We start from the raw sequence: 14069 nt of genomic DNA on the forward strand, positions 1-14069 counted from the left end.
TCTCCTTGCATAATGAGGTAGCTTAGTGTGGTGTGGCTTTAGGAGATGTGCATAGCTTGGTATCATCACAAAGTGCGTTTTGGATCTTTTTTGCAGCAGAATCTAGTGCGCTTTGTAGGGCATTGATCATTGCTTGCTCGCTGGAGTTTTGGACATTTTCTACGCTTAGTAGTGTGCGGACTTTAGAGATACTCTGCCCTTGCAATAAAGTGTAATCTAGTGCGACAATTGCTTGTTTGCTTTCTTCATAAATAGCCAATTTACGCACTTTGATATGAAGCTTTATAGGATGCGCACCTAGTGTGCTTAGGATTACACCTTGTGCTCTGGCGTTAGATTCTAGTGTGTTTTGCAGCAGTAGCGAGGGAAGAGTGATCCACTTTGTCGTAGTAAGGGCTTGTGCTTTGGCTTGTGGGGAGATACGCATAATGCGCTGGGTATTGAGATATGGCAGGACTTCAAGCTCAAGGGCTATTGTGCTAAAGGTGGTGTGGTTGTATCCTTGTGTCTCTGTGGATTCTAGGGTGTAGTAGCTATATGCTGGCAAGCTTGCTTTGATATTGACACAGCCCTGAAAGCTTACTAGGACTAGTGTAATGATGAATCCATAGCGGTAAAAGCGCGTTATATAGGAAAACATTGTCATTTTTTCTCTCCAAAAATCGTAGGATAGGGATTATCATCAAATTTATCTAAGAGATTTGATGTTTTTTGCAAAAGGATATCGAGATTTTGCAGGCTTTTTTGCGTTTGGTAGAGTGTGGGGGCGATCATCGCGCCTGCACCATTTTCTAGCTCTCCATTGATAGATTCTAGCGCGCGATTGATGTTGCTACTAAGTGCGGGTAGGTTTTGGGAGAATTGATCAAGCGAGGTGAGTGTGCTGCTAATGTGCCTGACATTTTTCTCGCTAAGGAGCTTTTCTACACTGCCAAGCACGCCAAGCATTTCTTCTAATGCAGAATCTGCTTTATCACTAAGCTTGCCCAAGAAGCTTTGATCAAGGGTCAAGACTGCATCATCATCATTGAGAATGATTTCGCCCTTTGGATTCTGGCGCAAGGCGAGATAGCTAAGTCCAGCTAGCCCTTGAGAGTCGATAAGCACGCTAGAGCCTTTGGCTATGGGGATAGATCGCTGGATAAGTAGGGTGATTTTGACCACACCTAGTTGTGTTGTATCAAAGCCTATGTGCTTGATATGTCCAATGGTAATGCCCTTATATTTAATGGGCGTTTTTACCGCAATGCCAGAGATGTCATAGCTTGTCGTGATCGTATAAATGCGGAATTTATCTTCATTAAAACTGATCCTGCCAAACCACAAGATAAAGACAATAAGCCCAATAAGTATGGCAAAAAATATCCCCCCTATAAGCACATAATTTACATTTCTCTCCATAGTCTCTCTCCTCGTTTGCTGAAAAATATATTGCTAGAATCTAGCGTATGTGCATTTTGCGCAAGTTCGCTAAGATTGCCCAAAAATTCTATCTTCCCATCTTTTAGCATTAAAAACCTATCAGTAGTGTCTTTGATAGAATCTAAATCGTGCGTGATCATCACAATCGTCATTGTAAATTCTAGCCGCAAAGCGCAAATAAGCTCATCAAGCTGCTGCGCACTACTTGGATCAAGCCCGCTGCTAGGCTCATCTAAAAAGAGGATTCTAGGATTTAGGGCTAGAGCTCGCGCTAATCCCACGCGCTTTTTCATACCACCACTTAGCTCGTGCGGGTAGAGATGATAGGATCTTGGGCTTAATCCTACGCGATCAAGCAGGTATTTTGCCACTTCGGTAATGCTTGATTGCGGATATGCGCTGTATTCTTCAAGGAGTATGCCGACATTCTCTAGCACATTTAATGAGCTAAAAAGTGCGCCAAACTGAAAGAGCACACCACAGCGCGTAAGCAGAGTGCTGGGGTCTTTAAGCTGCCAAATATCTTCATCAAAGATTAGGATTCTGCCACTTTTGGGGCGATTAAGCAGGATCATTGAGCGAAGTAGGGTGGATTTCCCACTGCCACTACCCCCTAAGATCCCAAAAATCTCGCCTTCATACACATCAAAACTAATGTGATCGTGGATAAGATGATTGCCATAAGCGGTGCAGAGATTTTGGACTTGGATAATGGGCTTCATATCCCAAGCCTTGAAGTGATGAAAGAAAACACCGCATTGATAGCGATGATCCAAAAAAGTGCATTAACCACGCTAATAGTTGTAATGCGCCCTAGCTCTTGGGTGTTTTCCTTGATACAAAATCCACGGAAGCAGCCCACAAGCGCAATCGCCGCGCCAAAAAAGGGGGCTTTCACAAGCCCGATGAAAAAGTGCGACCAGCTCACACTCTCATACACGCGATCAATATAGGTCCCCATATCAATCCCTAGCTGCACATACACAGCAAGCATACCGCCTAACAGGCTAAAAGCATCGGCTAAAAACACTAGAAGCGGCATAACGACAATGAGCGCGAAAAGCCTTGGAATCACAAGAAATGTAATGGGGTGGAAATTCATCGTTTTCATCGCATCAATTTCATCAGTTAGGCGCATTACGCCAATTTGTGCAGTAAAGCTTGAGGCACTGCGCCCAGCGATGACAAGAGCTAGGATAAAAGGACCCATCTCGCGCAAAGAAAGCTTTGCTGTCATCTCAATACTTAGCATTGGCGCGCCCATAAGCTCTAGCTGCACTGCTCCTTGTAATGCTATGGCAAAGCCCACAATAAAAGCGGTAAGCAAGCTTACAGGCAGGGCTTTAAAGCCAGATTCATTGATGTGATAGAGCAGGGGGGTCAAGCGGACATCGCGTCTCCATAAAGATAGTGCTAGATAGTAAAAGCTCATACCCACAAAGTTTAAAAAATCTAAAAAGCTTTGATAAAAGCTATAAACCCACTTGCCAAGTGAAGTAAGCAGTGTGCGGAATAAGTGTCGCTTAGGCGTAAGCGGGATCGTGCTAACTAAGCATTGATCAAGCACGGCGCGTATATGCTCGCTCGCTTGGATCTCTGGGGCTTTGTGTAAATGCGTTTTTAGAAAAATCCCAAAGGCTAGATCAATGATCGCATCTTGCTCAAAGACAATGCGCGTGATGGCGGGGTGTTTGGATTCTAGAGCGTGCTTTAGGGCAAAAAGCGTGCATCTAGGCACACGGAAATCCCACACACCACCAATAGTCATTGTGCTTGTATCTATGCGAAAATATGGTGTCTGCACTTCTTGCGCGCCTTTAAGTAAAATATCGCTTTATCAATGCCCATAACAACGCCCACGCTAAGCAGAGCTTATACCAGCTCTCCAAAGAGCGAGCCACCTTCATTGCGCGTGATTTTCACTCGGGCAAATGTGCCTAGATCTAGCGCGACATTTTCTATATGGATAAGCTTGTTGCTATCACTGCGCCCTTCGCTAAAGCAGCCTTGCTCATCTTGTAAGGTATTTTCCACAAGCACGATGTATTGCTTGCCTATTTCTGCTTGTGCTTTCTCGCGTAAAATCTCCCTATGCCGCTCTTGCAAAGTGCTTAGTCTCGCTTGGGCAATGTCTTTGGGGATATGCTTGGCTGGATCAAGTGAGTAGGCAAGTGTGTGTGGGCGCGGCGAGTAGATAAAGCTATAAAGTGTATCAAAGCGCACTTGCTCTAGCACATCAAGCGTATGGGCGAAGTCTTCTTCACTCTCATCTACAAAGCCTACGATAATATCTGTGCTAATGGTAACTTCTGGCACAAGCTCTTTAAGCCTTTGCACGCGGTCTAAAAACCACTCCTTGCTATACCCTCTGCGCATAGCTTTGAGAATCCTGCTTGAGCCGCTTTGCAAGGGCATATGGATAGATTTGCACACTTTAGGATTGTGGGCAAACTCTTGGAGAAACTCATCATCCATATGTAGTGGGTGAGGTGAGGTAAAGCGGATCCTTTCTATCCCTTTAATCTCTGCTAGCTCTGCGAGTAGCCCAGAGAAGTTGATAGGCTTATGCGCACTAGAAAAACGCACGCCATAGTTATTGACATTCTGCCCTAGTAGCAGCAGCTCTTTTATGCCATTTTGCGCGAGCTTGCGTGCTTCAGTTAGGATCAAATCAAGTGGGATAGAGATTTCCTTGCCCCTTGTGTGTGGGACTATGCAGTAAGCACAGGATTTATCACAGCCTATGGAGATATTTAGCAAAGCCTTCACGCCACTAGATCGCACGCCTTCAAAGGCATAGAGACTATCATCATAGCTAAGATCGACTTCTACGGCTTTTGGTTTGTGGATTATCTGCGTGATTTTAGAGATGTTGCGCGCGCCTAGGACAAAATCTACTGCGGAAGATTTTTTCAAAATTTCCGCACCCATATGGCTTGCGGTGCAGCCACATACGCCGATTTTCGCGCCCTTTTTCTTCTGCTGAGCGTATTGACCGATTTCTGAAAAAAGCCTGCGCTCTGGCTTTTCACGCACGGAGCAGGTATTGATAAGGATAAGATCTGCTTGCGTGGCATCATCGGTGAGCGTGTAGCCCTCCTTGCGCTCTAGCTCGGCGATCATATGCTCGCTATCGCGCTCATTCATCGCGCAGCCAAGTGTCTGGACAAAGAGCTTCATAATGGCTTATAGAATCCTAAATTCATAGATAAAGTCTTTTGCATCAAGCCCATAGCGCACTTCGCCCATATAGACAATTTTGCCTTTGGATTCTAGTAGGCTTTTTGCTTTTTGTAGGTCTTTTTGCGTGTTTTGCTTGTCAAAATATACCACTTGTAGTGAAGAAGTGGATTCTAGTAGGCTTTCTACTTTGATTGTTTGTGGGGTGGTATTTCCCAAATCCATAGGGGCAAGTTTTAATTCCATAACATAAACTCCAAGAAAGATTTGTGGCATTGTAGCTAGAATTGGCTTAAAAATTTGCTATAATGCCGCCACTTTCAAAGACTCTCTTAACTAAGACAATCCCTAGCCAAATCTAAGAAAGACTTAAGCCTAAAGGAGCATTATGGAGAAGATTGTAGATATTATCGAGCTTATTGCTTGTGAGAAAGGGCTAGAGCCTAAAGTCGTCGCACAAGTGGTCAAAGACACGATCATCAAAGTCGCTAAAAAGCAATTTGGCGAAGAGCTAAACTACATCATAGAAGAAGATGAGAAACACCGCACTTTTAGACTGATCCACTCTGTGCTTGTGTGTGCTGATGATGATGAGAGGATCACAAGCGATCCGCATAATTTCATCGCACTCTCAAAGGCGAAAGAAGAATCAGGGAGCGATGTGAGCATAAATGATGAAATCCACCACGAAATAAGCCTAGAAAATATGAGTAGAAATGCTGTCAATATGCTTTTTAGCGATCTTGAATACCATATCCAGCGCACTATAGAAAACCAGCTTTTTGTAAGCTTTAAAGAAATGCTAGGCAAGCTTGTAAGTGGGCAAGTCATTGCCATTGATGAGCAAGAAAACACCTTTGTAGAGATCCAAGATATACGCGCAGTTTTGCCGCTAAAAAACCGCATTAAGGGTGAGAAGTTTAAGGTCAATGACACGATTAGCTGTATTGTAAAATTTGTGCGCTTCCAAAAAGATGGGCTGTATGTCGAGCTATCACGCACCACGCCCAAAATGCTTGAAGCTCTGCTAGAGCAAGAAGTCCCAGAGATTAAAGATGGCGAAGTGATTATCCAAAAGTGCGCTAGGATCCCGGGCGATCGTGCTAAGGTCGCTCTTTTTTCCACAAGTCCAAGGATTGACCCTATCGGCTCAAGTGTGGGGACAAGGGGCGTTAGGATCAATGCTGTAAGCCGCAAGCTTAATGGTGAGAATATCGATTGCATTGAGTATGCAGAAATCCCAGAGATTTTTATCAGCAAAGCCCTAGCTCCAGCACAAATCATCTCTGTAAAAATCCTAAGCAACACCGAAGAAGAGAAAAAAGCCCAAGTGCATATAATGAGCGATCAAAAAAGTAAGGCGATTGGCAAAAATGGTGTAAATATCCGTCTAGCGTGTATGCTTACAGGATTTGAAATCGAGCTTGTAGAGCTTATCAAAGACAAGCCACAAGATAGCGGAGAATCCACGCCTAAAGAGCAAAAGGTAGGAATTGATGCGCTAGAATCACTCTTTAAGGCATAGTCCCAAATAGCCCCAAGCGTGCGTGATTAAAGAATTTTTACAAAGTTGCATTATAATTTCAATCATTTTTTTACAAGGCTTTATGAATGGTAAAAACGATGTTTAGCTCTATTTTTGGCAGTAGAAACGACAAGCTTATCCGCGCTTATCAAAAGCGTGTAAATGCTATCAATGCCCTAGAATCCACTTTTGAGACATTAAGCGATGTAGAGCTGCAAGAGCGATTTAGCGCGTTAAAAACGCGTGTGCAAGACAATGGAGAAAGCCTAGAATCTGTGCTAAATGAGAGCTTTGCTATCACCAGAGAAGCAGCCAAGCGCACGCTTAATATGCGGCATTTTGATGTGCAGCTTATCGGTGCTATGGCGTTGCACGATGGGCGCATTGCCGAGATGAAAACAGGCGAGGGGAAAACCCTTGTCGCCACGCTTGCAAGCGCGCTTAATGCGCTAATGGGTGAGAGCGTGCATATCGTAACGGTCAATGACTATCTAGCCAATCGCGATGCGAACGAAATGCGTCCGTTGTATGAGTTTTTAGGATATAGCGTGGGGGTAATCACAGCTAGCGTTAGCGAAGAGGAGCGGCTAGCGATGTATGCGTGCGATATAGTCTATGGCACGAATAATGAATTTGGCTTTGACTATCTGCGCGATAATATGAAATACGATCTTGCCCAAAAGGTGCAGAAATCCCACTCTTACGCGATTGTCGATGAGGTGGATTCTATTTTAATCGATGAGGCAAGGACACCACTTATCATCTCTGGTCCGGTTAATCGCAAAATGGAGCATTACACTACGGCGGATTCTGTGGCAAAGCAGATGAAAGTCGAAGAAGATTTTACAATCGATGAAAAAAATCGCGTGATTTTAATCACAGAAGATGGCATTAAAAAGGCGGAAAAGCTCTTCAAAATCGAGAATCTATACAGCATAGAAAATGCCAGCTTATCACACCACCTAGATCAAGCCTTGAAAGCGAATTTTCTCTTTTTCAAAGATCAAGATTATGTGATCCAAGAAGGCGAAGTGGTGATTGTCGATGAATTTACGGGGAGATTATCGCAAGGCAGGCGATTTAGCGAGGGGCTGCACCAAGCCCTAGAGGCGAAAGAAAAAGTCGCCATTAAAGAAGAGAGCCAAACGCTAGCAGATATTACTTTCCAAAATTACTTCCGCTTGTATAGCAAGCTCTCTGGTATGACAGGCACAGCCCAGACAGAAGCAAGCGAATTTCTACAAATCTACAATCTCGAAGTTGTCTCAATCCCCACAAATCTCCCCGTGCAGCGCAAAGATCTCAACGATCTAATCTACAAAAGCGAGCGCGAGAAGTTTAATGCCGTGCTTGCTAAAATCACAGAGCTTTATGCCAAGGGGCAGCCTGTGCTTGTGGGCACAGCAAGCATTGAAAAAAGCGAGCTTTTGCACAATCTCCTAAAGCAAGCCAAAATCCCCCACACCGTGCTAAATGCCAAGCAGCATACAAAGGAGTCTGAAATCATCAAAGATGCAGGGCTTAAGGGGTCAGTTACCATCGCGACAAATATGGCAGGGCGAGGCGTGGATATTAAGATTGATGATGAAGTGCGCGATCTTGGGGGGCTTTATATCATCGGCACAGAGCGGCACGAGAGCAGGCGGATCGATAATCAGCTGCGCGGGCGATCGGGGCGGCAGGGCGATCCGGGGGTGAGTCAATTCTACTTAAGCTTAGAAGATGGCTTGCTAAGGATTTTTGGTAGTGATAAGCTTAAAGGCATTATGGAGCGACTTGGGCTAAAAGAAGGCGAGCATATAGAATCTGGACTTGTTACTCGCTCTGTGCAAAATGCGCAAAAAAAGGTCGAGAATCTGCATTTTGAATCCCGCAAGCACTTACTAGAATACGATGATGTCGCTAATGAGCAGCGCAAAAGTGTCTATAAATTCCGCGATGAATTGCTGGATTCTAGCTTTGATATGAGCGAACGAGTGGAGCAAAATCGCTTAAGTGCCTTGCAAGAGTGCCTAGATCAAGCCCAGATCAACGCCCAAGGCGATATGCAAGCGACTTTACAAGCACTTGAGCAGATTCTACAAGAAGAGTTTGGCTACCAGAATCTACGCCAAGAGCTAGGCGATGATATTGATGAAAGTAGCTTGCTTGATAGGGTTAATGCGCTTTTGCAAGTGCATTATGAAGAGAAAATGGCGGTAGCAGGAGAGAGCCGCAATGAGATTGAGCGCATTATTTATCTGCAAACGCTTGATACGCTCTGGCGTGAGCATCTCTACTCAATGGATACGCTAAAGACAGGGATCTCTCTGCGAGGCTATAACCAAAAAGATCCGCTTGTGGAGTATAAAAAGGAGAGTTACAGCCTTTTTATGGAGTTTATTGATCAGGTGAAGACCCAGGCGATAAAGACTCTGCACATTATCCAAATCAAAGAGCCAGAATCCACCAAAGCCCAAACACAAGAGGTTTTAAGCGATCTAGCCCAAACAAGCGATGAGCTACACTACAATAATCAAGCCATTGAGCAGAATTTGACCCAAGAGAATTTGGGGGGAGAATTTGGAGGAGGCTTTGGAGCAAAAAAGATCGCACGCAATGATCCTTGCCCTTGCGGCAGTGGGAAAAAATACAAGCTCTGCCACGGCAAAAGCGGACCAAAAAAGGGAATGCTAGCGCGATAATGGACACTTCTAACCAGAATCCACTTTTGAATCCTACCAATACTGCTGCTAGCCCTGCTGATACAAGCCGCGCTGCTGCCCAAACCGCCCAAGCTCCACACATTACCCAAACTGCCCAAACTACCTCCAAAACCCCTACCCACGCTCCCACGCTATCCATTGTCAAATTTCTGCATAAGAAATTTTTGCGTTTTGATAAAAGCCAGCCCTTTATCTCTATCACAGCGATTTTGGCGTTTTTGGGCATTGGGGTTGGCGTGATGGTGCTAATTGTGGCTATGGCGATTATGAATGGTATGAGCAAGGAGTTTGAGAAGCGACTCTTTGTGATGAGCTATCCGCTTACGATATTTTCACTAAAGCAGCAGGGCATTTCGCAAGAGCTGGTGCAAGAGCTTGAACAGCAGTTTCCTGCGCTACACTTTAGCCCCTATCTTTACACTCAAGCAGTTGCTAGGGTCAATGGCTCGATGGAGGCAGCGGTGCTTTTTGGCGTGTATCCAGACAAAGAAGCTAGGATAAATCCAGTGTTTGATGTGGCGTTGCCACTAGAATCTAGACAGGAGTTTGCAAAAGATAAATTTTCGCTTATCATTGGCAAATCTATAAGCGATGCGCATTTGCTATCATCAGGGGATAAAATCACGCTTTTTTTCACAAATCTTGAGCCAGCGGGGCTTATCCTTAGCCCTACTATGAAGCGATTTAGTGTAGCAGGTGTGTTTAGCTCTGGGATTAGCGGGTATGATTCTGCCTATATGTATGCCAATCTCTCTGCTCTTGCCGCTATTAAAAAGCTCCCACAAGGCTTATATGATGGTGTGCATATTTACTCTAAAACACCTATGCAAGATAAGCCAAAACTGCGTGAGTATTTGGAGCAAAGAGAGCTTTATCACATTGGTATAGAGGGATGGTGGGAGCGTAATAGCAATTTGTTTGCCGCGATGGATTTGGAGAAAAATGTTTTATTTATCGTGCTTATGCTTATTATTCTTATGGCAAGTTTAAATATCATTAGCTCGTTGCTTATGGTGGTGATGAATCGTAGGAAAGAAATCGCCTTGCTTTTAAGCCTAGGGGCTAGTGCTGCTGAAGTGCGCAAAAGCTTTTTTTTGCTTGGGATAACTATCGGGCTTGGTGGGATTGTGTTTGGCGTGGTGCTAAGTGGCGTGGTGTTGTTTGTGCTAGATACTTTTCCCATTATCACGCTGCCAGCAGATGTTTATGGGGTCAGCAAACTTCCTCTAGATGTGAGTGTGTTTGATTTTTGCGCGACTTTGGTGGGGGCGGTGTGTATTGTGTGCTTTTCATCGTATTATCCAGCCAAAAAGGCAGCCCAAATTGATGCGCTTAGCGTTTTGCGCAATGAATGAGAATGTTTAAGGTCTTTTACTAAACTTTAAGCACAAAAAGCATACCATACGCGCACTTCTAATTTACATTTGAGTGGTCTTTTCTGGATTCTTGTGAGAGTTTGTAAGCCATCATTGCAGTTAGAGAATCTACTTTCTGGAGATAAAATGAAAAGTATCTATGTCGGCAATCTCCCTTACTCTACGACAAATGAGCAGATGATCGAACTATTTGGGCAATTTGGTGCTGTAAGCTCTGTGAAGCTTATCAATGATAGAGAGACCGGTAGGGCAAAGGGCTTTGGCTTTGTAGAAATGGAAGATGAAGAAGCTCTAAAGGCTATTAGTGCGCTTGATAACACGGAGTTTATGGGCAGAAAACTTCGTGTCAATGAAGCTAATCCACGCCGACCATAACTTATCCACTACTTTTACCAGCGGGCATAGCGTGGGGGCTAGAATCTACATTATCCACGGCTTTGACTCGAATCCCAATAAGAATTGGTTCCAATGGCTAGTTGGAGAGCTTGTTGGGCGTGATATTTATGCTAAGGTGCTGTGCCTACCTACTCCAGAAAATCCAAATCCTAGCGAATGGACACGGGCTATTTCCGCGCAGGTGCGTGGTGATGGGGAGCTTGATGAGCGTGTTTATTTTGTCGCTCATAGTTTGGGTTGTATAGCTACTTTGCGCTTTATTGAGAGTTTGGATTCTAGTGTGCGTGTTGGTGGCGTGGTGCTTGTCTCTGGATTTTGTGAAGAGCTGCCGACTTTACCAGAACTCTCATCATTTGTAGAATCCCCTTTGCAGAGCGAGAAAATCAAGCAAATCGTGCGGCATAGAGTTGTGATTAGTGCGCGTGATGATGTGATTGTGCCTTTTAGCTTGAGTGAGAATCTAGCAGAGCTAATTAGCGCGGACTTCATCGCTAGAGATCAGGGCGGGCATTTTATGGATATTGATGGATTTAGAGAGCTGCCTTTAGTATATGAGACATTGCTTGAGCAAATTCGCGCTAATAATGATTGAGCTATTTGTTGTAAATTAGTGTTTCTAGGGCTTGTTGCGTGCTGATTGTGTGTAGCTCTTGCTGCTTGACTTGCGCACTACTGAGTCGCTTCCATACAAAGCTTTTGCCAAGGATATGGTAGCTATCTAGGGCAAAATCCAAGTGTAAATCGCCATTTGGCAGGATCCTGCCTTTTGTGTAGTAGGTCGAACCATTTTGGAAATTATATGAAGTGCCGCTGTGGAGATCTGTGCCATCTATGGCGAGATCTTGCAGAAAAATCACTTCTTTATCAAGCCGTTGTCGCAAAGTCTTATCTGGGTTATACACATCGTGTTTGGCTGGGCTGTTGTCGAGATTTTTTACGCCATAGGCAAATAGCTTGCCATTGTGAGCAAATACATACACATACCCTCCTCTAAAGTTAAGAAAATCAGGCACTTGATAGAATCCTTCTAGGCAAGATGTCAAGATCTGCTTATAAGCACACTGGCTAAAAGTGGATTCTGTGGAGGGCTGCGTAGCTATTGCATTGACACACAACAGACAAATACAAAACCACAATCGCACGCTAATTACAGCCTAGGATCTAGTAGATCAATGGGGACTTTTACCACGCTTTTATAGACAGATTTTGCCCCTATGGATTCTGCTCCAAGCCCACCAGAATGCACATCATAAGGGAAAAACACTGCAAGCATTCCAGCACTAAGATGAAGGGTTGAGCTGTGCTTTGGTGGGTGGTAGGTGATAAGATCTTTTTCTGCATTGTAGGGGTCTTTTATCACACAATCACTAGCCACAGCTATGGAAAATATCTCTTCGCCTTTGATGACTAGCTGCACATCGACATAGCGTTTATGTGTCTCGTAAAATGCTTGGGAAGAGTGTTTTAGGCAGTAGGATTGCTCGATCGCAAATGCTCCAGAATCTAAATCAACTTTATGCTCACCTGTGGTAGCAAGGATACGATCAAACTCACAACTTCCCTCTTTGCTTGCTGCAAGTAAATATGCGTAGATACCTTGCAGATCTTTGGCGGCAAACATCGCGCACATATCACTAAGCTTGCCGATGATTGCCATTATCCACCTTTATGGGATAAGCCACTGCATATAAAAAGCAATAGCGTAAGTGAAAAGCCCAATACCAATCACAAGTAAAATGGAGTATTTCACCGTGAAGCGGAAGAGCTCGGATTCTTTCCCAGCTAGCCCCACTGCCGCACAAGCGATAGCGATACTTTGTGGGCTTATCATTTTCCCTACAACACCACCCACAGAGTTTGCTGCAAGGAATAGGACTTCGCTGATACCAAGCTGCTGGGCGGTTAGCTGCTGCAATGTGCCAAAGAGTAGGTTAGAGCTTGTATCGCTTCCTGTTAGGAAGACCCCTATCCAGCCAACAATAGGCGAGAAGAATGCGAAAGCATTGCCTGTTTGCGCGAGAGCTAGGGCAAGTGTAGCAGAGATCCCGCTGTAATTAGATACAAACGCAAAGCCCACGACCAAAGCGATAGTGAAAATCGCCCATTTCATCTCATTAAGCGTCTCACCAAAGGTCGCCACCGCTGTGCTAAGTTTAATGCGCAAAAGCGGGATAGTGATAAGAGCTACGATTAGGATCGATGTCCCCGTGGCGTTGATGATAGGAAGCTCAAAGAGTGATTTCACCGCCTTTGCTTCTTTGACAGCTGGCTCAACTTGGATCACTTCTTTTAGACTTGCGAAGTCAAATTTCAGCACGCTAGCAGCTAGGATTCCAGCTTCTTGTGCGATTTCACCTGTGGAGAGCTTGCCTCCTGCACCGACAAATAAGTCTTTAAACCACCCAGCTGTCCAGATCAAAATCACGCCAATAAGTAGCACAAATGGCAGCCACGCAAGCACGATGTCTTTGGTGCTGTGTTTTTTCACCTCTAGCGTAGAGCTACTGCCCACGGATTCATCAAATTTGAAGATATTTTTAGGCTGCCAGAATCGCAAAAACACCGCCACACAGATGATAGAAACAACTGCTGAAGCAATATCTGGCAACTCTGGTCCGCTATGCACCGCTGTCAAATACTGCACGATAGCAAAGCTTCCCCCAGCCACCAAAGCTACGGGCCAAGTCTCTTTCACGCCCTTAAAGCCATTCATCAAAAATACTAAGAAAAATGGCACAAAAAGTGAGAGCGGTGGGAGCATATGCCCAGCCATCGCAGAAATCTCAATAGCAGGCACATTGACTGCCCCAGCCATCGCAGTGATTGGCACACCCACGGCACCAAATGCCACAGGCGCAGTGTTGGCAATCAGGCATAGCCCCGCGGCATAGAGCGGGCGAAGCCCAAGTCCCACAAGCAGGGCAGCGGTAATTGCCACAGGTCCGCCAAAGCCAATCGCCCCTTCCAAAAACGCGCCAAAGCAAAATCCTATCAAAATCACTTGGATTCTTTGATCTGGCGTGATAGCGATGATAGATTCTCGCAAAATATCAAAATACCCAGATTTCACCGTGAGCTTGTAGAGAAAAATGGCAGCAATAATGATCCAAGCAATGGGCCACAACCCATAAAACGCTCCATAGCCGAAGCTCCACAGAGCCTTATCCATAGGCATTTCATAGACAAAGACTGCGATGATAATCGCACTTAGCACGGTTAAGAGCCCAGCCCACTGCCCTTTAAGCTTTAGCACAAGCAGTGAGATGAAAAATACAGCGATAGGTATAAGCGCGACAAGCGCACTTAGCCAAGGATTTCCTAGTGGGTCATAGATTTGATTCCACATACTTACCTCCTTAATGATTTGAAAATGTCCCAAACTTTAGCATATTTCACAAGGTGGGACAACGCTTTAGTGTATAAAAATGTGTAGAATCTTCCACAATGTGGAAGAAACTTAACACT

General features: G+C 44.8%; 14 protein-coding genes. 5 read left to right on the plus strand and 9 right to left on the minus strand.

Annotation, left to right across the window (positions count from 1 at the left end):
* Positions 1-22 precede the first annotated feature (22 nt).
* From DX060_RS03375 to DX060_RS03400, 6 genes are all read right to left on the minus strand, one after another.
* Positions 23-646 carry an ABC-type transport auxiliary lipoprotein family protein gene (locus tag DX060_RS03375; RefSeq protein ID WP_115011157.1) on the minus strand — a complete coding sequence of 208 codons (624 nt, stop codon included), beginning with the start codon at positions 644-646 and terminating at the stop codon, positions 23-25.
* Positions 643-1401 carry an MlaD family protein gene (locus DX060_RS03380; RefSeq protein WP_115011158.1) on the minus strand — a complete coding sequence of 253 codons (759 nt, stop codon included), beginning with the start codon at positions 1399-1401 and terminating at the stop codon, positions 643-645. Before DX060_RS03380 ends, DX060_RS03375 begins: the two co-directional genes overlap by 4 nt.
* A complete protein-coding gene (locus DX060_RS03385; RefSeq protein WP_115011159.1) occupies positions 1386-2144 on the minus strand; it encodes an ABC transporter ATP-binding protein in 759 nt (252 codons plus the stop codon). Before DX060_RS03385 ends, DX060_RS03380 begins: the two co-directional genes overlap by 16 nt.
* A complete protein-coding gene (locus tag DX060_RS03390) occupies positions 2141-3190 on the minus strand; it encodes an MlaE family lipid ABC transporter permease subunit (protein ID WP_115012285.1) in 1050 nt (349 codons plus the stop codon). The genes DX060_RS03385 and DX060_RS03390 overlap by 4 nt, the downstream gene beginning before the upstream one ends.
* A gap of 104 nt (positions 3191-3294) precedes the next feature.
* Positions 3295-4602, minus strand: coding sequence for a tRNA (N6-isopentenyl adenosine(37)-C2)-methylthiotransferase MiaB (miaB, locus tag DX060_RS03395; protein ID WP_115011160.1), 1308 nt, complete (start codon positions 4600-4602; stop codon positions 3295-3297).
* A gap of 6 nt (positions 4603-4608) precedes the next feature.
* A complete protein-coding gene (locus DX060_RS03400; protein ID WP_115011161.1) occupies positions 4609-4848 on the minus strand; it encodes an HP0268 family nuclease in 240 nt (79 codons plus the stop codon).
* A 142-nt stretch (positions 4849-4990) separates the two neighbouring features.
* Here DX060_RS03400 and nusA point away from each other — a divergent pair, with 142 nt between their 5' ends.
* The 5 genes from nusA (at position 4991) to DX060_RS03425 (ending at position 11196) form a co-directional block, all read left to right on the plus strand.
* Positions 4991-6127 (plus strand): transcription termination factor NusA, encoded by a 1137-nt coding sequence (gene nusA / locus DX060_RS03405; protein ID WP_115011162.1) that lies wholly within the window; start codon positions 4991-4993, stop codon positions 6125-6127.
* Between the two features lie 86 nt (positions 6128-6213).
* On the plus strand, positions 6214-8811 hold the full coding sequence (gene secA / locus DX060_RS03410) for a preprotein translocase subunit SecA (protein ID WP_115011163.1): 2598 nt from the start codon (positions 6214-6216) through the stop codon (positions 8809-8811).
* On the plus strand, positions 8811-10187 hold the full coding sequence (locus DX060_RS03415; RefSeq protein ID WP_115011164.1) for an ABC transporter permease: 1377 nt from the start codon (positions 8811-8813) through the stop codon (positions 10185-10187). The genes secA and DX060_RS03415 overlap by 1 nt, the downstream gene beginning before the upstream one ends.
* Positions 10188-10334: 147 nt before the next feature.
* Positions 10335-10583 carry an RNA recognition motif domain-containing protein gene (locus tag DX060_RS03420; RefSeq protein ID WP_023929323.1) on the plus strand — a complete coding sequence of 83 codons (249 nt, stop codon included), beginning with the start codon at positions 10335-10337 and terminating at the stop codon, positions 10581-10583.
* Entirely contained in the window at positions 10513-11196 is a 684-nt protein-coding gene (locus DX060_RS03425; protein ID WP_147278760.1) for an RBBP9/YdeN family alpha/beta hydrolase, read from the plus strand. Before DX060_RS03420 ends, DX060_RS03425 begins: the two co-directional genes overlap by 71 nt.
* Position 11197: 1 nt before the next feature.
* On the opposite strand, the gene DX060_RS03430 is transcribed toward DX060_RS03425, so the two are convergent.
* From DX060_RS03430 to DX060_RS03440, 3 genes are all read right to left on the minus strand, one after another.
* A complete protein-coding gene (locus DX060_RS03430) occupies positions 11198-11617 on the minus strand; it encodes a DUF2147 domain-containing protein (RefSeq protein ID WP_181814164.1) in 420 nt (139 codons plus the stop codon).
* A 134-nt stretch (positions 11618-11751) separates the two neighbouring features.
* The gene (locus tag DX060_RS03435) at positions 11752-12261 is read right to left on the minus strand and encodes a NanQ anomerase/TabA/YiaL family protein (protein ID WP_115011167.1); all 510 of its coding nucleotides are present in this window, start codon (positions 12259-12261) and stop codon (positions 11752-11754) included.
* Positions 12262-12270: 9 nt separating this feature from the next.
* A complete protein-coding gene (locus DX060_RS03440) occupies positions 12271-13950 on the minus strand; it encodes a lactate permease LctP family transporter (protein WP_115011168.1) in 1680 nt (559 codons plus the stop codon).
* Positions 13951-14069: the final 119 nt, after the last annotated feature.

Origin of the sequence: Helicobacter canis, from assembly GCF_900451095.1 — a bacterium.
GTDB classification, from domain to species: Bacteria; Campylobacterota; Campylobacteria; order Campylobacterales; family Helicobacteraceae; genus Helicobacter_B; species Helicobacter_B zhangjianzhongii.

Bases quoted from the DNA above. Each gene is read 5' to 3' on its own strand.
- secA (WP_115011163.1), top strand. From the start codon at position 6,214: ATGGTAAAAACGATGTTTAGCTCTATTTTTGGCAGTAGAAACGACAAG.
- DX060_RS03400 (WP_115011161.1), bottom strand. From the start codon at position 4,848: ATGGAATTAAAACTTGCCCCTATGGATTTGGGAAATACCACCCCACAA.
- DX060_RS03420 (WP_023929323.1), top strand. From the start codon at position 10,335: ATGAAAAGTATCTATGTCGGCAATCTCCCTTACTCTACGACAAATGAG.
- DX060_RS03390 (WP_115012285.1), bottom strand. From the start codon at position 3,190: ATGACTATTGGTGGTGTGTGGGATTTCCGTGTGCCTAGATGCACGCTT.
- DX060_RS03440 (WP_115011168.1), bottom strand. From the start codon at position 13,950: ATGTGGAATCAAATCTATGACCCACTAGGAAATCCTTGGCTAAGTGCG.
- miaB (WP_115011160.1), bottom strand. From the start codon at position 4,602: ATGAAGCTCTTTGTCCAGACACTTGGCTGCGCGATGAATGAGCGCGAT.
- DX060_RS03375 (WP_115011157.1), bottom strand. From the start codon at position 646: ATGACAATGTTTTCCTATATAACGCGCTTTTACCGCTATGGATTCATC.
- nusA (WP_115011162.1), top strand. From the start codon at position 4,991: ATGGAGAAGATTGTAGATATTATCGAGCTTATTGCTTGTGAGAAAGGG.
- DX060_RS03385 (WP_115011159.1), bottom strand. From the start codon at position 2,144: ATGAAGCCCATTATCCAAGTCCAAAATCTCTGCACCGCTTATGGCAAT.
- DX060_RS03415 (WP_115011164.1), top strand. From the start codon at position 8,811: ATGGACACTTCTAACCAGAATCCACTTTTGAATCCTACCAATACTGCT.
- DX060_RS03435 (WP_115011167.1), bottom strand. From the start codon at position 12,261: ATGGCAATCATCGGCAAGCTTAGTGATATGTGCGCGATGTTTGCCGCC.
- DX060_RS03380 (WP_115011158.1), bottom strand. From the start codon at position 1,401: ATGGAGAGAAATGTAAATTATGTGCTTATAGGGGGGATATTTTTTGCC.